The sequence below is a fragment of the Flammeovirga sp. EKP202 genome (assembly GCF_014534745.1).
Taxonomy (GTDB): domain Bacteria; phylum Bacteroidota; class Bacteroidia; order Cytophagales; family Flammeovirgaceae; genus Flammeovirga.
Map to the genome: position 1 here is coordinate 1 of NZ_JACVVP010000075.1, position 19,033 is coordinate 19,033.

Annotated in this window: 15 protein-coding genes; 3 read left to right on the plus strand and 12 right to left on the minus strand. The window is 35.7% G+C overall.

Annotated features, from left to right (window positions below; translation table 11 throughout):
• Nucleotides 1-217: 217 nt before the first annotated feature.
• From IC221_RS27125 to IC221_RS27160, 8 genes are all read right to left on the minus strand, one after another.
• The gene (locus IC221_RS27125; RefSeq protein WP_188171948.1) at nt 218-1,408 is read right to left on the minus strand and encodes a bifunctional alpha/beta hydrolase/OsmC family protein; all 1,191 of its coding nucleotides are present in this window, start codon (nt 1,406-1,408) and stop codon (nt 218-220) included.
• Nucleotides 1,409-1,419: 11 nt separating this feature from the next.
• The gene (locus tag IC221_RS27130) at nt 1,420-2,790 is read right to left on the minus strand and encodes an aldehyde dehydrogenase family protein (RefSeq protein ID WP_223241512.1); all 1,371 of its coding nucleotides are present in this window, start codon (nt 2,788-2,790) and stop codon (nt 1,420-1,422) included.
• Between the two features lie 7 nt (nt 2,791-2,797).
• Nucleotides 2,798-3,532 carry a gamma-glutamyl-gamma-aminobutyrate hydrolase family protein gene (locus tag IC221_RS27135; RefSeq protein WP_188171949.1) on the minus strand — a complete coding sequence of 245 codons (735 nt, stop codon included), beginning with the start codon at nt 3,530-3,532 and terminating at the stop codon, nt 2,798-2,800.
• Nucleotide 3,533: 1 nt separating this feature from the next.
• Nucleotides 3,534-4,685, minus strand: coding sequence for an iron-containing alcohol dehydrogenase (locus IC221_RS27140; protein WP_188171950.1), 1,152 nt, complete (start codon nt 4,683-4,685; stop codon nt 3,534-3,536).
• Nucleotides 4,686-4,687: 2 nt separating this feature from the next.
• Nucleotides 4,688-6,046 (minus strand): glutamine synthetase family protein, encoded by a 1,359-nt coding sequence (locus IC221_RS27145; RefSeq protein WP_188171951.1) that lies wholly within the window; start codon nt 6,044-6,046, stop codon nt 4,688-4,690.
• A 288-nt stretch (nt 6,047-6,334) separates the two neighbouring features.
• On the minus strand, nt 6,335-6,691 hold the full coding sequence (locus IC221_RS27150; protein ID WP_188171952.1) for a carboxymuconolactone decarboxylase family protein: 357 nt from the start codon (nt 6,689-6,691) through the stop codon (nt 6,335-6,337).
• Between the two features lie 191 nt (nt 6,692-6,882).
• Complete coding sequence (locus tag IC221_RS27155) at nt 6,883-7,461, minus strand: TetR/AcrR family transcriptional regulator (RefSeq protein WP_188171953.1); 579 nt, start codon at nt 7,459-7,461, stop codon at nt 6,883-6,885.
• A gap of 886 nt (nt 7,462-8,347) precedes the next feature.
• Nucleotides 8,348-10,060: a SulP family inorganic anion transporter gene (locus tag IC221_RS27160; RefSeq protein WP_188171954.1), complete on the minus strand. Its 1,713-nt coding sequence runs from the start codon at nt 10,058-10,060 to the stop codon at nt 8,348-8,350.
• A gap of 375 nt (nt 10,061-10,435) precedes the next feature.
• On the opposite strand from IC221_RS27160, the gene IC221_RS27165 reads away from it, so the two are divergent.
• Nucleotides 10,436-11,164, plus strand: a complete 729-nt coding sequence (locus tag IC221_RS27165; protein ID WP_188171955.1) for a metallophosphoesterase — start codon at nt 10,436-10,438, stop codon at nt 11,162-11,164.
• A 69-nt stretch (nt 11,165-11,233) separates the two neighbouring features.
• Nucleotides 11,234-12,136 carry a diacylglycerol kinase family protein gene (locus IC221_RS27170; protein WP_188171956.1) on the plus strand — a complete coding sequence of 301 codons (903 nt, stop codon included), beginning with the start codon at nt 11,234-11,236 and terminating at the stop codon, nt 12,134-12,136.
• Here the strand turns inward: IC221_RS27170 and IC221_RS27175 are convergent.
• Entirely contained in the window at nt 12,131-12,991 is an 861-nt protein-coding gene (locus IC221_RS27175) for a LysR family transcriptional regulator (RefSeq protein WP_188171957.1), read from the minus strand. The two genes, IC221_RS27170 and IC221_RS27175, sit on opposite strands and share 6 nt — an antisense overlap.
• 155 nt (nt 12,992-13,146) lie before the next feature.
• Here IC221_RS27175 and IC221_RS27180 point away from each other — a divergent pair, with 155 nt between their 5' ends.
• Complete coding sequence (locus IC221_RS27180) at nt 13,147-13,554, plus strand: hypothetical protein (protein WP_188171958.1); 408 nt, start codon at nt 13,147-13,149, stop codon at nt 13,552-13,554.
• Nucleotides 13,555-13,725: 171 nt separating this feature from the next.
• Here IC221_RS27180 and IC221_RS27185 read toward each other — a convergent pair whose 3' ends face one another.
• From IC221_RS27185 to IC221_RS27195, 3 genes are all read right to left on the minus strand, one after another.
• The gene (locus IC221_RS27185) at nt 13,726-15,165 is read right to left on the minus strand and encodes an endonuclease (RefSeq protein ID WP_188171959.1); all 1,440 of its coding nucleotides are present in this window, start codon (nt 15,163-15,165) and stop codon (nt 13,726-13,728) included.
• 67 nt (nt 15,166-15,232) lie between these two features.
• Nucleotides 15,233-16,588 carry a DUF5689 domain-containing protein gene (locus IC221_RS27190; protein ID WP_188171960.1) on the minus strand — a complete coding sequence of 452 codons (1,356 nt, stop codon included), beginning with the start codon at nt 16,586-16,588 and terminating at the stop codon, nt 15,233-15,235.
• Between the two features lie 128 nt (nt 16,589-16,716).
• The gene (locus IC221_RS27195) at nt 16,717-18,978 is read right to left on the minus strand and encodes a DUF5689 domain-containing protein (protein ID WP_188171961.1); all 2,262 of its coding nucleotides are present in this window, start codon (nt 18,976-18,978) and stop codon (nt 16,717-16,719) included.
• Between the last annotated feature and the right edge of the window lie 55 nt (nt 18,979-19,033).

Genomic DNA, 19,033 nt, shown 5'->3' on the forward strand with positions numbered 1-19,033 from the left:
TCATTATGTTATAAGTTAAACATAATGATTATTTATTCAAATCTTAGTTTTGCGACAGCCCCTCGCGAACCACAATAAACTACTATTAATCCTTCATAAAAGGAGCAACATTAATTAACGAAAATTTAGTTTATTGTGTATTGATCTTTCAGCAAAAAAAAGCCTAACTTCTCTAGCTTAATGAAGTCAGGCTTAATTTATTAAACCATATTATCTTCTACTCTTCCAATAGATTAGTGATAATAATCGGATTATTTTCTAATGTTCTGTGTACAGGACATTTATTCGCAATTTCCATCAATCTCTTGATTTGTGCTTCTGTAAGATCATCTCCTTTGATCTGAATGTTTCTATACAATTTATCTAACTTGGCTGTACGTTTATTAGTATCCTCTGCGTCTTTTAAATATTCGTTTTCATGATTCAGATGAACCGTCACCTCTTCCAAAGGAATCTTCTTATGGTCCGCATACATTCTTAAGGTCATTGCAGTACAGGCTCCTAAACCTGCCAATAAAAACTGATAAGGATTCGGCCCCAGGTCTTTTCCTCCATCTTCAATAGGTTCATCTGCAATTTGGTGATGAATACCAGCCTTTACCTCCGTCACATATTTCGTGGTACCGATTCTAACTGCAGTTTGATGTTGTGTGACCAATGGATCTTCCGGTTCCATCTGTACATATCTTTCTGACCAATTGGCAATATTATTCCCCACATAATAGCCATTTTGAGGGTTAGATAAGAAATGATTTGCATAGTCTAAAGAAATAAAGCTCTTAGGGTGAAAAGCATTACTGTAGATTTTTTCAGCATTATTGATATCCACAATTTCATCTTGTGGAGAATGGAAAATCAGTAATGGGATTCTTATCTTATGGATTATTTCTTTAATATTTTGATGGGTAATTTCATCAATAAAATCGGCAGTAACTTTGAAATAATTATCCCCTAGAGCAACATCATAAAGACCTGTGTCATCTTGATTTGAAGTACATAGTTTTCGAATATGACTCGACTTAATTACTGCACTTATCGTTACGACTGCCTCTACACTTGCAATTCTATTGGCCGAAACCAAACATGCTGCACCTGCTAAAGAGTGACCAATCAGAATTTGAGGAGAACGAAGGTGTTCACCCATGTAATCGGTCAAGGCCAAAATATCCTCATGGTCTGCATGATATTCATTCTGATGCGAAATTCCAGTAAAATCAAGTGTAACGACAGAAATACCTTTTTGATTGAGCCCTCTTTTGATACTATCAATAACGGATGTATCATCCATGCCACTAAAACAGTGGGCAAACAAGGCGTAGGCGTGAGTAATTTGATCTGCCGGATTACAGATTTCAGCTTCTATTTCAATTCCTTTCTTATTCTTAAAAATAATTTTTTCTGAAGACATCTTTCTTTAATTTATACTTCTCTCCAATGATATGCTTTAGGTTGTGTAAAAGCTCGGATTCCTTGGGAAGATAGTGTAGCTCCAACACCCGATTTATTTCTTCCTGACCAAGGTACATTTGGACTTACCCTATCACAACAGTTCCAATACACTGTACCTGTATTCATTTCTTTCAATACTTTTTCAGCTCTTAATTGATCTGTTGAAAAAACTGCGGCAGTTAGTCCATATTCCGTGTCTTTCATTAATTTGATAGCTTCATCGTCATTCTCAACTTTTTGAATTCCAATGATAGGCCCAAATGATTCTTCTTTCATCACCAACATATCATGATTGACGTTGGTTAATATTGTTGGTGCGAAAAAATACCCTTTCCCTGCTAGTTCTGCCCCACCTAACAGCAATTTAGCTCCTTTTGAGATAGCATCATCGACTTGATTTCTTAATAAATTTAATTGCCCTTTTCTTGTCAGTGGCCCAATAAAAGTTTCTTTACCATCAGGATCTCCAATAGCATAACCTTCAACTTCTTCCAAAAAGAAATTAACAAAAGCGTCAAATATTTTCTCATGTACATAGATTCGTTCAACGGCACAACAACTTTGGCCGTTATTGTAAAATGCTCCTTCAGCAGCATTGATCGCTGCCACTTTTACATCTTGTACGTCTTCCATGATATAAAGAGGATCTTTTCCTCCCAATTCTAATTGTACAGGAACCATCTTAGGAGCCACTTCTTTTAAAATATGTAACCCTGTCGGATAAGAACCTGTAAAGAAATAGCCATCAAAGTCGGCTTCTAAAAGGGTTTGCCCAACAGCACCATCTCCTATGATACATTGAAATACATCTTCAGGAACCCCTGCCTTATACAAAGTAGCTGCGATCGCCGATCCTGTCAAAGAAGCATATTCAGAAGGTTTATAAGCGACAGCATTACCTGCCACCAAAGCATATAAAAATACATTATAGCCGACATTATAAGGAAAATTCCAAGCTGAAATATTGGCAACAACCCCAAGAGGTTCATACATTATTTTTTCAAATGTACCTTCAAGACCTTCAATTGTATCATCAGCTAACCACTTTTCAGCATTCTGCTTAAGGTGATCAATACGGTTATGAGCTCCTTTTATTTCATTGTAAGATTGTTGAATGGGTTTTCCTGTTTCAGAAGTTAAGATCTGAGCAAGTTCGTCAATATTTTGTTGTATTAATTCTCCAAATTTCAAAATACAATCTAAGCGTTCTGTAACTGATTTTTGAGACCATTGTATTTGCCCATTTCGTAATTGATTGAGTTTCTCATTAATAGTACTAGAAGAATCTTCTTCTATAGATTTTATAAGCTGTTCGTTGGAAGGGTTATAAATATTCATCATTCAATAATTAAACGTGACTTAAAAAAGTGTCTATAATCGGTTTTGAATCTATAATCTCATTCTGTAATGTCGGTGTGAATTCAGGATGCCATTGCACCCCCATCACTTTACCGGGTTTCTCTTTTGTATAACCAAAAGCCTCAATCAAACCATCATCGGAAGTAGCCCACACTTCTAGGTCTTTTCCCAAATCCTTCACTGCCTGATGATGTACTGTATTGACAAAAGAAGTGATATGATCGGGATATAAGCTTCCAAAGAATGTATCTTCATTGATAATTAAGGGATGTTTGATTCGATCATACTGTTGAGCATCTCGGTGATGATTCACGTCTTGCCTTTGTGTTTTCGTATCTTGGTAAAGCGTACCTCCAAAGTAGACATTCATCAACTGAAAACCTCTACAAATACCCAGTAATGGTTTGCCATTATTGATTGCAAAATCTATAATTTTCAATTCGTATTCATCTCTGTATTGATCGCCTTTCCATGGTCCTATTGGTGTCTCTCCGTAAGTTTCTGGAGCGATGTCTACTCCTCCTTGTAAAATTACACCATGAAGTTGCTGTAAAATAGGATAAAGTCTGTCGTCTGAAATATCTGGTAGTAAAATCGGTAACACACCGTGTTGCGCCACATAGTCCATCATATCATTTTCTATATAAGTCAATGACTTCGGGCCGTATACAGGGCGTTCAACATCGGGGTACATAAAGCTGGGTGTAATTCCTATATTGATCATCTTATAAAGCACTAGTATAAATGGAAATAAAATCGTCTTCTGTGGCTGCTTTGGGATTAAATGGAAGAGTGAAGTCTTTTACTGCTAAAGCAGCCAATGGTTTGATATGTTCTTCCTTTACGCCAATCTTAGACAGTTGGCTAGGCATGCCTATTTGCTCATTCATCACTTCGACATGGTCTACAAGATTTTTACCTTGATTACTCCCCAAGTTCATATTGTAAGCCATTATATTGTATTTCTCTTCGAAACCTTGATAGTTGAACTTTAACCCTAACGGCAAACAAATAGCATTGGCTAAACCATGATGTGTATCTAAAAGGCTTGATAATGGATGTGCTAAACTATGCACGATCCCTAATCCTTTTTGAAAAGCTACTGCACCCATTAATGAACCCATCATCATTTTAGAGCGCGAAAACATGTCCGGTTGATTAGTTGCTTGAGCAATAGAAGTTGCAATAAGTTTCATGCCTTGGATAGCGATACCGTCACACATTGGATTAAAACCCTTAGACAAGTAAGCTTCCATATTATGTGTAAGTGCATCCATACCCGTAGCGGCAGTTACAAAAGGTGGTAAATCAAGGGTAAGCATGGGATCTGCAAAAACAATTTTGGCGAGTAACTTTGGTGAAAAAAGAATCTTTTTCTGTTTGGTTATATCATCTGAAATGATGGCACTTCTTCCTACCTCACTTCCAGTTCCAGAAGTTGTAGGTATTGTAATAAAATGAGGAACTTCTTCAGTCACATATTTATCTCCACCAATGAGATCATCATAATCAAAAAGGTCTCTATGGTGATTAATACGCAATGCAATAGCTCTTGCTACATCCATTGCTACACCCCCACCAAGACCAATAATTGAATCGCATTCGTTTTGTGTATAAAAATCACCACCTCTCAACACATCCGATTTCACCGGATTTTTTTGCATTTCTGAATAAACAGCAGGTGACAATCCTTGTTGCTCTAGTTTTTGAATAATGGCTTTAAAAAACGGCAACTCCACCACTGTCCCATCGGTGACAATCAGTGGACGTTTTAATTGGTGCTGTTTTAAATAATCTCCTAATTCATTGACAACGCCTACGCCAAAACGTATCGTTGTAGGAAAATTGTAAGTATAAGTTTGGTGTATATCAAGCATGGTTAAATAATTTCAAAATAGCGTTTTGTTTCCCAATCGGTCACTTCTTTCATAAACTGTCTCCATTCCCACTCCCTCGATAATGTAAAGTGATCCACAAACTCTTCTCCAAAAAGTTCGACCATCAGAGAAGAATTCTTCATATTTTGTGTGGCTTCCCAAAGATTAGCGGGCAACGATCCATTTTTTAGATCTTCATAGCCATTACCTATCGTTTGGGGTGTTTCCAACTTCATATTTTGTTCAATTCCATAAAGCCCACTTGCCAAGCAAGCTGCCATTGCCAAATAAGGATTCACATCTGAACCAACTACTCTAGTTTCTAGTCTACACGATTTTTCCCCATGTGGTAATGCTCTCAATGCAGTTGTACGGTTATCTACTGCCCATGTCAAAGTGGTAGGAGCCCATGCACCTTCCACTAGTCTTTTATAACTATTGATAGTAGGAGCCAACATTGGCAACATATAAGGTAGACAGTGTAATTGTCCTGCAATATAACTTTTCATAGTATCGCTGATATGGTCTTCCGCATCGGCAGCATAAAATAGGTTTTGCTGTTTAGATGTATCCCATAAACTTTGATGTATATGACCACTACAACCCGGTAATACACTGTTTTGTTTGGCCATAAAGCTAGCAATTATGCCATGCTTGTAGCCTATTTCTTTGACTCCTGTTTTGAAAAGGGTTGCTCTATCTGCCGCTTCTACAATCTCACTGTATTGGATTGCCGCTTCATACACCCCTGGGCCGGTTTCTGTATGCAATCCTTCCAAAGGCACTTTAAAGGTTTCCAGCATATCAAAAAGATCGTGAAAGAAAGCACTATTTTCTGAAGCTCTCAATATAGAATATCCAAACATTCCTTCAGTGAGAGGTTGAATATTTTGAAACCCTTTTTGGTATAGTTCTTCTGATTTTTGCTTGAAATTGAACCATTCAAACTCTTGAGAGAAAAAAGGAGTAAAGCCCATTTTGTTCGCTTTCTCTTGAACCCTTTTTAATAGTGCCCTTGGCCCAACGGTTTCATCATCTTTATTTTCTCTGCTAAAGTCAGCGAGAAAAAAGGGCAAATCTTCCTCCCATGGAATTTGTCGAAATGTGGTAACATCTATTCTTGCTGGAGCATCCGGATACCCGGTGTGCCATCCTGTTACTTTGGCATTATCATACGATTCATCTGCCATATCCCAGCCAAAAACAACATCACAAAAACCAAATCCTGTTTTTAATGCAGCAATAAATTTATTGATATGCATAAATTTACCTCTGAGTACACCATCAATATCTACAATGGCTACCTTTACTTTTGAGTGTTTACTGTCTTCTAAGAGATCAATTACTTCCTGTTTGGTCATAAGTATTAGTCTATGGGAAAAAGTTTACTTTATGTGTCTAAAGAAAAAGTATGAGTTATTAGTGATTAGGAAAGAACACCTCGTACAGTGTACCTTATTTCATTACAGACAACTCTTTTATCTTTGCTTTCATAGTAGCCCTATTGATGTAAATAGCGGTTACATCAAGAAAAGAGGGTGTTACTGTTAACAAAATAATTGATTTTGAGGAAAAAAGGAAATGGCACAAAAAAAAGCTCACAAAATTGTGAGCTTAATTGATTGATAAATTTAGAGTATATCTTTTGATTATAATTGTTTTTCTTTCTCTTCAAAAAGAGCATCTAAATATTCCATTGCTCTTCTTAGGTGAGGAATTACAATCGTTCCTCCTACCACATTCGCTACGCCCATTCCTTCTACAATCTGCATTTTCGAATAGCCTAGCTCTACACATTTTTCTAAATGATATTTTACACAATCATCGCATCGAAGTACCAATGAAGTTGTCAAACCAATCATTTCTTTGGTTTTCTCATCCAATGCTCCTTCTGAATAAGTAATTGTATCTAAACTGTATATTCTTTTGATGACTTTATCAGAGTTGTTAATCACTTTTTCGTTAAGTGCAGCTCTTTTGTCTCTGTATTCTTCTAAAATGTTCATGTTTGTATATATGTCAGTATGTTTTTGAGTACCAAGACTAAATTATTGAACACTAATTCTATTTATTATTTTGTGATTACTTCCTTCAAAAAACGCTAAATAGAGCTCCTATTCATACGTTTTTTTGCGTTGTACTCACAAAAAATAAACAAGAATTAACTCATAATCTATTTTTGACTTAGTACTGAGCACTAAATAAAACTGAGGTTCAAGTCAATCAAATCCTTCATCTCCTTTTTATCAGGATAAACCCTTCGAGTGACATTAAGGCCATTCCAGAAATTAATCAAATGCCTTGATAATAAAGCGGGAGGTACTGACGATTGAATTAAGCCATTGTTTTGAGCATTGCTGAGTGTTGTTTCTAAAATAGATTCAAATCGTTTTAAATATTGCTCAGCAAGCTGTTTCAATTCTTCATCTTTACCTGTAAATTCAACGATAGAATTTCCAAGTATGCACCCTTTACAGTCTTCCTCAAAAGAGGCATCAACCATATTGTAGAACAGCGTTTTGATATTACCAATAGGATCTTTGCTGCTTTCAAATTGTTTTTCAAGTCCATCTAAACCTTTTTGTTCCATGTGCACGAAACCGGCTTTAAAAAGCTCTTTCTTACTTTTGAAAACGTTGTAAAGACTACCTTTATTTAGGTTGACTTCCTTCAGCAAATCATTGGTTGTAGTTGCCTCAAAACCGTTTTTCCAAAACAATGCTATTGATTTTGCAAGCAATTCTTCTTGATCAAAAATTCTTGGTCTACCTGCCATATAAGGGAAATGAATAATTATTATGTTACAAAGTTAGTCTAATTGACTCTAAGGTCAAATATTAAATAAATTTTTTTGACACTACTGCCAAAAAGTTTTTTTAGAGTTGTACCTCTCTTTTTTCGTCGTGTTTAATCGAATAAATTTTAAAAGGAAGTATCAAACAATTTAGTAAGCAAATGCCAAGTAAAATTGTTGCATAGATTTTTAAAACAAATATTTCAGGAATCACAACATAAGACAATACAAAGACACTAACCAATGAAAAAATTAGCGCTATGTAATATTTCAATATCTTTTTCATTTCGTATGTAAGTTTATATCTGTGAGTAGCTGTAATATAGTAAATTAATACCATATTTTGGCACTTACATAAGGAATAAATTACTTCTCTAAAAAAGTGAACATGAATTCAATATTTTGAGACATGTAAGATATTATCCAATAAGAAATAAAAAGGATAAGAATTATGAAGAAAGTTATATCAACTGCAAAATGAATATATTATAAACTAAATTATCATCAACTTTTAATTGACCTTTCTAAAAACATTTATAGGGTCTACTTTCAAGCGTCCTTCTTCTTCATTTTTCCATTGATGAAAAACGAAGCAAAAAATCTAGGCTTTGAAGTCAAAAGCTAAATTCCATTCCTTTCGCCTAAATGATTTTAAACTCGCTAAAGCTCAAACAGCAAAATCATTTTTAACGGCTCAATATATGAAATTCTTAACGCTTTTCCCTTCAGGGCCGGGGGGAGTACTACAAAACTAAAATGGTAGAAAGTTCAATGATGCGAATGTTAAGCATTAGCGTCCTTAGTATACTTCTGATCATCATAAATCTCATGATTTCTAAGTCACAAATGAAGTCCAATTCACGACCAATTAAACACTTTGATTGGCAATTTTCTTATTCTTATATGAAAAGTTTTCCTCATCATCTAAAAACTTCATGACATCATATAAATTCACAAAAAGCTGACGGCCTCCAAGTTTCTGGACGATATTCATTTTAAACAATAAGTCCCTTACAGGCCCTACCACTGTTGCAAAATATACTTTGATGCCTCTGTCGTTGAATTTATCAATTTGAAGTTCTAACTCATTCAGTGCGGTCACATCGATGTAATTGATACTTTCAGCTTTGATGACTACCGAATGAAGGTCATCTCTCTCACTTGCCCAACGGTTAATGGTTTCTAAAACATATTTAATGTTACTGAAATACAAAGGAGCATCGACTCTGACAATCATGGTACCTTCACGTTCTTTCGCCGTTGCAAAACGAAGGATATTTCTGTGAATTTTTGTTCCTTCAATCTTTCCTAAAATAGCAATATGAGGATATAATGTATGGTACATAAACACCGCCATTGAAACACTTACTCCTGTCAATAGACCAACGATTACGCCCATTTCCATCGTTGTCAAGAAAGTAATCAGCATCACACAAAATTCTCTTTTCTTTAGGAAGAAATATTTTTTGAAGTAGCTAAAACTTAAAAGACTTGGTGTAGCTGCAATAATAATTGCCCCTAGAATTGGTTTAGGTAGATAGTAAAACAGGTCCGTAAAGAACAATAACACCAAAGCAATCATTACTGTAGACACTAGGTTAGAAGCTCTAGTGTTTGCACCTGATGATGCATTAATAGCAGTTCTTGAAAAAGATGAACTCGCTTGATAACCACCAAACAGTGCCCCCAAACTATTGGCTAATCCTAACGCTACAAACTCTCGGTTGGGGTCAATAGGCTGCTTTGGATCATCAATAGATTTAATAATACTATTGGAGACCGTAAAGCCAATAATTGCCACAACTAAAGCCAATGGTATTACATCACTATAATCTACTGCGGTAAAATCTGGTAAAATGAAAGTAGGTAAACCGGATGGGATATTACCTACAACCTCGATTCCCTCCGATTCGAAATCAAAGAAAATACTCATCACAATTCCTAAAATTACAACTATAGGAGTTCCCAATTTTCTGAACTTTGTTTTCTTTAAAATCAAAATCATCAGTATTGTACCAATGCCAATAGCCGCAGAAACCCAGTGAACAGCCGACACCTGAGAAAAATAACTTAAGATTTCTTCATGGAGGTATTGTGATGACTTAGGGGTGATTCTGAATATATTTTTAAGCTGACTAAATGCAATTAATAAAGCTGCAGCCGTGGTAAACCCTTTTAATAATGGTGCAGAGAAGAAGTTGGCAATAAAACCTAAGCGAAGATAACCGGCTACAATTTGAAAAAGACCCGAAAGAAATACCACGACCAGAATCGTATTGACATAATCGGGTGAAGTCGTCAAAATACCTAACCCCAACATCCCTGATGCCAAAAGCATAGAGTCTAAAGCGGCTGGTCCAATGATTAGTTTTTTTGATGTTCCAAATAGAAAATAAAGAAGTGGTGCTATCAAAGAAGCATATAAACCATATTGAACGGGAAGTCCCGCAATTACTGCATAAGCCATGCCTTGAGGAATCAATAAGACCCCTGTAGCAAAACCAGCAGATAAATCTCCTGAAATGTACTCCTTCTTATACGTCTTTATTAATGAGAATATACTTAGTGGATTTTTTGTCATATTCTTCGGTTTTTACATAAGTAGTTATTTACTAGTCTGGTTGGTGTCTGTGTTAATCATATATCTTTTCTACCTCATGAAGTAGAGAACTTTCTGGATAATTCTGTAACTGTACTTATAAACATCAAAAGTTGAATAATTAATTAACATAAGCTTAATTGTGAATAACTTACAGCTAATCAAGATATTATTCAATTATTTATAAATATATTTAAACAGTTGCCAACATATTGATGTGAATAGGTGTGGATATTGTTGATAAGCTCAAATTAACGTTCTCATTATCAATTCTGTTCTATCACATTACAAATATACAGTGGTATTTTTTTTATAAAGAATTATATTTGGTTTTTCAACCATCTTTTATCTTTTATTTTGAAATCGATTAAATTAAACACCAATCAATACGTTAGAAGATTTGCGATCGGCGACATTCATGGATGTTTCAAAACTTTTGAATATCTTCTTCAGAAAGAAATTCAGGTAACCAAAGATGATATTGTCTTCTTGTTAGGTGATTATATCCATAAAGGTCCTGATAGCCAAAAAGTAATTGATTACATACAATCTTTGAGAGAAGAAGGTTTCCATATTTACCCAATAATGGGAAATCACGAAGATGGTCTCATCAAAAAACAACGTAGTTACAAACATACTTTTTTCCGTTTTTTGGCTAAAATGACCAAAGGGGAACGACTCTTTTTGAACGAAGATGAGATGCTTTATTTCAAAAATAAATCTTTTCTAAAGACGCTTCCGATTCATATTCAAATAGAAGATTATCACTTTGTGCATGCAGGATTTAACTTTGAGGCTGAGAAGCCAAAAAAAGATTATGATTCTATGCTGACCATCCGAAAACCTTATCCTACAACATCTAACAAGATTACAAAAAAGAGAAAGGTTGTACATGGGCACACGCCAATTGATCTTTCACAGCTAAAGAATATGATCAACGAAAAAAGTAGATTCGTTAATTTAGATACAGGGTGTGCGTTTACGAAAGCTACAACCGCTGAACAACGTGAAAATCAAGGTTATCTGTCATGTTTTAATCTAGACACTTCAGAATTAATCTCAGTAAAAAATAGAGATCAGATATAAGGGGTTGGTTTTTCATTGAATTGATGCTTATGTTTACATACTTTCCATCATTTAAGCAAAATTGCCCCAATGAAACTCTTACTTGTCGTTAATCCTATTTCGGGTGATATTGATAAAGAACCCTTTTTAAATGAGGCTACTCGTTTGTTAGAACATTATGCCATCCCTTATCAAATTTTTAAAACTACTGGCGTCAATGATCTTGAACATCTTCAGGAAGTAGTGAAAACTTTTCAACCTACCAAGGTAGCTTCCATTGGTGGTGATGGGACCACTCTTTTCACCTCGATTGCATTGTTGGATTCTGGTATTCCAATGGGCATTATCCCATTAGGGTCTGCGAACGGCATGGCTGTTGAGCTTTTCGTCAGTGATGAACCAATGCAAGCCCTGAAGGATATTTTGCTCTCAGAGATGATTGTGGGCTTAGATCTTCTTAAAGTCAATAATGAACATTATTGCCTTCATATTGGTGACGTGGGTGTCAATGCACAAATTGTAAAAGGTTATTCGAGCGACCCCAACAGAGGCATGACTACTTATTTCAAATATTTCCTAGAGCAGTTAAAGGAGAAGAAAATCATCGATTATAAAATTGAAATTGATGGAAAAGTGTACGGGGAAACAGGAATCATGATGGCCATCTGTAATGCTCGTAAGTTTGGAACAGGTGTTCCTTTAAATAGTATCAGTAATCCTTTTGATGGAAAATTTGAATTGGTAGCAATTCCTGAATTAAACTTTGAGGACTTGATCATTGTTGGTCTTTCAAAATTTGATGAGAGCTTCCTGGAAGATTCCAACGGCAACGTTTATGTAGCCGATAAAGCAACTATTCACTTTGATCATCCTCAGTTATTACAACTAGATGGTGAGGTGATTGGTAAAACAAAGAAGTTGGAAATAGAAGTAATCCCTGGTGCTATTCAATATATCTCAAATCAAAACAATCAACTTCTTCACGACCTATAAATTCTTTACGCAAGCATCAATAAAATTTTTCACTGTATGTTTTCTTTTCACGAGATCTTTGTTCCAAGCTAAATAAATATCTCTGGTGATCGGTGCGTCTTCTATTGGCAGGTAGACCACGTTTTCAGTTTTAAAAGTAGGCATAGGCATTAAAGAAATTCCCATCCCTGAGGCGACTAATGTGGAAACTGTTCCATTATTCGGTGCAGTAAACACTTTTTGGGGTTTGATATTGATTTCCTTCAATTTCTCTGTCAGTTCATCATACATGGCACAAAAGCTTCTTTCTATGAATGGCTCCTCTTTTAGGATGGATAAGGGAATACTTTTTTTATTGGACAAAGGATGTTTTTCATTAATGGCAAACACAAGCTTTTCAATAGTGATAAACTGAAAGTCTATATTTTCATGCTCAATCTCATAATCCACAAACAGCACGTCCAACTGTTCATTTAATAATAGATGAAGTAATTCAGCATCTTTCTTCTCTACAATATTTACTTCTGAAAAAGGGTAAGCCACCTTATACTGATTAATAGATTCCAGGATAGCATCCAACAGTATATTCTGTACAAAACTTATCAATATAGGCTCATTTTCTTTGACCTGAAAACCTATTTCAATGTCGTTCCAAAGCTTTAACAATTCCATGGCTTTGGGTAAAAAGGCCTCCCCCTCTTGTGTCAACTTCACATTCCTTTTATCCCTTTCAAACAGCTTTACACCAAAGTGCTCTTCTAATTTTTTTATTCCTGAGGAAAATGTGGATTGCACTACAAAAACCTGTTCCGAAGCTTTGGTAAAGTTTAAAGTGTTGGCGAGTGCGACGAAGTATTTGACAAACTGTAAATTCATAAATCGAAATTATAGATTATTATAATCGAATTAAACTATTTCCACGATAAAAAGCAAGCTTGTATATTTGTATTGTATTCAAAAGCAACATATTACAATAAGCTTATGAATTCAAGATTTTAAAAATTATTAATCATTGCACACGCAAAGCTGTTATGAAATACATCTATTTTTATCTCCGAAACGACGAAAAATCCATCAAGTTATTACTTCAAAAAATTGGCTATAAATATGATTATAATTCAATCTATAGAAATTCATTTTCGAAGTATAACAGCACTAGAGAACAGTTAGGGCTTTTGAGAAGTGAGATTATTCACTGGCAAAAGAAACTACTTGATAAATCTGAAATTGATGTTTTGGACAAAGCAAAAATTGATGTATTTTTCGTAAAAGCTTTCCAAGATAATGACGATTTCTTTTCCATTTCATTGGTTTATCCGGAAGACTGTATTGATAACCGATATGAAATAGTGATTGAAATGTTTAGAGAAATAATTCAAGAAGGCGGTATGGGTAGCATACGTTTTGATAGAGGTGATTTACATTTCTATGCAGGATAATTCTTCTTGTAAGAAAAAAGAGACTTACCCCACGTGGAGTAAGTCTCTAAACCAACAGTCCTCTAATAATTAGATCTTTGTAATGTATTGTCAGCAATACACTACACAACATGTTTGGTTTAATTAAGTAGTAGTTAATAAGTTTAATCTAGGATTCAATACTCTAACTATCTAGTTTACTGAATTATCCCAAATCATGTCAGCATATTCTGGATGATCGATGAATGGATTTCTATTTTTCTGTAATTGAAAGATCTGCTCGTTTCTATCTATTTCTTTATCCGATACAGGATCATTTTTATGCCATTCTAGCATTAAGTTTAGAAACCAATCTTTGTATACTTTATTTGAAGAACCATCTAATACAGTTCCTGCTTGACCGTTATTTACCCATGATCCGATTTGAGATTCATAACGAGTGGCCATGTATAAGTACATTCTGGCAAAATCTCCTTTATATTCGTCAATTGGCTCGAATACAGTACCTGTATACCCAGATGCTGCTGTACCGCTTCCTAATTTTGATCCGTTAGTAGATTTCCATGTATGACTTGCTACCACACCGTGAGGGTGATTTGACCTCCTTGTGTTGACATAGGCATCTGTCGGAACAATATGATGAGCATCGGCTACCATTGGTGCTTTTTTATCAAACCAACTTTGTGGCATTACGTGCTCTCTATTGTAGCAGTAACCTTCACCTGCTCCTGATTGACCACATTGGTCAACTGTAATCTGATATTCATATTCATTGGGCTGATTTCCGTCAGGCACTGTAGGGTTTTCTGGATCAGGGATGTCGCTATACATGTCCCAGATGATTTCAGATTTTTGGTATTTATCATCCGATGTATGATATAGTGTCCAAAGATCACCGTAATCAATCCACTCGTGACCTGTAGAAGTGATTGTCGCCAAAGTTGATTTTAATTCATAACCGTCTAATCCTTCAGCATTTTTATAATAATCCGATGGATCAACTGGTTCTTCTTTTCCATCATCGTTGAAAACGAAGTTATCAATTGAATAACCACCACTTACAATTCTTTCATCACCTTCATAATAGAAAGCAACGCTTACGTTACCATAAGAAGTAAGGTCAATTTTACCTGAGTTTACCCAAGAACCGTATCCTGATGCTCCGTCTTTACTTAATGTTACATCAAGTTCTTCCCAAGTATATTCTTCTGGTGCAGCTTCACCATCATAATCAGGAGAAACCATTACTTTAAATACTACTCCTTCATCATATTCTTGACGAGAGTCAAATGAGAACGTTTTATCTTCTGCATTTCTCACGTCTAACTTTGGAGTGATCAACCAAGTTCTACGCTCCTCGCCTGTTTTGAAAACGGTGATATTCGCGTATGAAGGGTTTGAGTAGTGGCTTTGGTATTGGAAACCTCCACGACCTTCTTCCTTGTAGTTGGTCCAACCTTCAATTTCTATTTGGTTGTATTGTGTTCCGAAGAATTTCTCATTGATTCTAGCAACAACGTTTTCATCTTCTTCTGGAATTTCTATGTTCTCTTGATCTTCTTTCTCACAACTCCAAATGGAAATTGATAATAAGGATAATAAAAGAAGGAATTGTAAATTATTTTTTTTCATCAGTTTTGTCTATTAAAGTGGAAGAACAGGGTTCATTGATTTTATTGACCAACAAACCCTCCCTACTTTATTGATTGAATTGGAAATTGTCAATTGAATAACCACCGTCATTCACATTCTCTTCACCCTCGAATTGGAATCCAACAACTACATTACCGTATGATGATAAATCGATATCACCTGAATTCACCCATGATCCATATCCACTTTGACCATCATCACTAATTCTTGCAGTGATTTCAGTCCAAGTAAATTCTGAAGGTGCTTTACTTCCATCATAATCTGCAGAAACAAATACTTTTAATGTAGCTCCTTCTGCAAATTCTTGTCTTGTCTCAAAAGAAATCGTTTTGTTTTGTGCCGCTTCTACATCTAAAATTGGAGAAATCAACCACACATCTCTTTTCTCTCCTGCTCTATAAACAGTCATATTTGCATAACTATTATTATTGAAAGCATTGATAAACCACTGACGGTTACCTTCTTCAACAATATTATTCCACCCTTCACGAGCGAAATCGTCATACTGTGTAAACCCTTCAAAGTCTTCGTCTAATGAAGTCACAACCGTTGGAGGAGTTCCTTCAACTGGAGGTTTAGTAACCGTACCGTCAAAATCTACAAAATCGACCGCTGGGTTATTGATGTATAACTGAGGAGTACCATTAAAAACAGATACGATTGCAGTCACTGTACCTGAACCTTGAGGAATCATTTCTTCAGCAAAATCTGCATAACCACTGTTTCTCATGATAATGTTACTTGAACTTCCTGAATTATCATTGAAGTTTCTATTGGTAGACTGGTCTTTTACCGCAAAAGCTACATTACCATCTCTACCTGAAATATCTTGGATTCTTACTCTTCTACCAATATAATTATCTGGTGTATCAAAAATCTCTTTTACAGTTGCATCAATCGTTGTTACTGATTCAGCGATATCGCCTGTATACATGTATTCTTCAACCAATGGACCTGGTACACGGCCTGCCGCAGGAGAACCATTATAAATACTTGGAATACCTAATTGTACATTTCCACCATAAGATCCCAATACCAATCGATCACAAATAATAGCGACCTCTTGTCCAAAACGGAAGTTTGTATAGATTGGTGCAATATCCAAGCGAATCAAAATACCCCCTGTTTCATCTTGTAAATACAGCTCTTTGTAAATGTTCCCAGCCTCATCATCAGAAATGACTTGCCCTACGATGATTGTATTTTCAGGGATCGAAGTAGTATCATTATCCCTACCAGAATGCAAGGCTTTCAATTCAGCAATTGTCATTGTTGCTGTACCTTCAGGAAGAGGTGTGATTTCTTTGTGTTCTGGATCGTTGTAGTTCTTGTCTACACATCCAAATAATAGTACACTAAAGAATAGCGTGATAAAAGATTTATTTAAAATAAACTGTTTCATCGAATATGATAATATGAATTTTAGAGGATTTGGACTCCAATCACTTTGTAACGCTCATGATGGAGTTGTCTAGTTTTAGTTCCCCACAAAAGTTGCGAGCTTTTGTGGGGATAGGTTTTATTTAAACCTTATAATTTTTCTTCTACACTGATAGAATCCCAGTATACAACAGCGTTTTTGTAAGTTCTGAATTCTAAGTATAGTTCAGCTGCATTTGCAGGAGCAACATACTCTTTTGAGAATTCAACCCACTCACCAGCTTTAGTTTCTAAGTAAGATGAAGGATTACTTGAAGTCATATCCTCATCACCATTTCCTTTGATGTGACCATCTGCTAAAGTAGAGCTGCTCTCATCTCTGAAGTGAGACCAGATTCTAGCATCAGTACCGTCATTCATCGTTGCATCAACTTGGTAAGCAAAAGAAATAATATAAGTTTTACCTGCCTCAACTTTTAAAGTTTGAGCAATATCTTTAGTACCACCAGTTTGTTTTGCAGAGTACGTACCTTCGTTTACAATTGTAGACTCTTTTTCAAGGTTTTCAGCTTTCGCCCATCCTTCAGGAGTAGTGTCATTTTCCCATGCTTCAAAACCACCGTTCAATACTAGGTTTTCACCTGGTTCTGGTTCTGGATCTACTGGAGTTTCTCCCTCCTCATGTTTCTCTCCTACTTTTACAGTAGAAACTGCCCATGACATAGAACCACCACCTGTACCATCAGCTGCAGAATATTTGAATGCAACGTATTGAGTACCCGTGAAAGTGATATTTAAGATATTTTTACCACCGTTAGCTCTTTCTTCATCTGTAGTAACAGGTGTCCATGTAGCGTCGTTAGGATTACCAGTACCTGTATAGTCCGATGAAACTAAGATTTGAACATCATCAAATTGCGTAAAGTATTTCAATTCTTCTGTTACTAATAATCTTGGAGCAGTCAAGTTTGTGCCTTCAAGAGTTAAAGCAGTTTTTGAAATCATCCATGCTTCAGTTTTACCTTTACCGTAAGCGTTGATAGAAGCACTTTTGTCAGAAGTTGTCCACTCTGTAAAAGAAGCTACAGTGTAAGTTGTGAAGTCAATTGTAGTTCCTTCTAAGCTTGAACCTAAGATATCAGCACCTTGACCATCAAAATCTGGCTCTGGCTCTGGCTCTACTTCCTCTTCCTCACCGTCTAATGAATACTTTGAAGTACCTTTGATACCTGGAGTACCAAAGTAAGTTTCGATATTACCGAATAACCATACTTCTGTACCTGCTTTATCTGCATTGTCTTTCAAGTTTAATGCTGCACGTACATCTGAACCACTCACTAATTGTACAGGAATACCATTTGTTGGATCAGTTTCATCCTTAGATGAAGCTAAGATAAAGTTAGAAGCTGAAGAGTTCTCAGTCGCACCAGGAATGAAACCAGCATCAATAGATGCTCCATCTACTGAACCGATAATGAAACCTCTTACCCAAACATCATTTCCTGTACCAAGAGTTGAGATATCTGCAATTGAATATGGATTTTCTAAAGTACCTTCACCATCTAATTCAATTTCTACATCGAAACGATCTTCATTGAAATCGATATCATCTAAAGAAACTAAAGTTAATTGTAAAGTACCGTTGTAAGCTGTTAAGATTGCTGTGATGTCACCGCTTTTTGAAGGAACAGTCTCACCTGCAAAATTTGAATACTTTGACGTTCTTAAAACGATTTTTTGGCCAGTTTTGTTTACTAAGTCTAAGTTTGTGCTGTTGTTCTCTTGGCTCGCATATTCAACACCTTCTTGTGCAAACTGTACACCTGTTACTTTCACTAATGTGTTGTAAAGATCTTCAACATTATCAGGAAGAGCTGATAAGTCAAGTGTTGTTGGTGCTGGTAAAGCTACTTCGCCATCTTGTAAAATTACATGGTCAGCAATAGCATCTTCTTCAATGCTACCTAAACCGTCATTGTATAAACCACCTAACTGAACTAATCCACCGTAGTTACCGATGTACATATCTTCAGCTTTGATCGCTACTTTACGACCTTGAGGGAATGATTGGTAAAGGTTCGTTGCATTTAATTTTACTTGAATACCATTACCTGCTTCGTCTTGTACAGTGATATACTTGTAAACGTTTCCAGTTTCATCAGATGAAATCACAGTAGCTGCGAAAGTCATATTTTCAGTTACTTGGAAAAAGTCATCATCACCATCCTTGTCGTTTTCATACATTGCTAATACCTCAGCAATTGTACTGTTTACTTCAACATCTTCAGGAACTTCAGGATCAGTTCCTGGACCGTCAACCTCATCTTCTTTAGTACAACCAAAGAATGCTGTCGAAATTAAGCTACCAATTAGTAAGAATTGGAGAACTTTGTTGATTGTTTGCGTTTTCATTGTGATAAAAAAGTTTAATGAAATGCTGTTATAATTATTAGAAAAAAGAAAATGT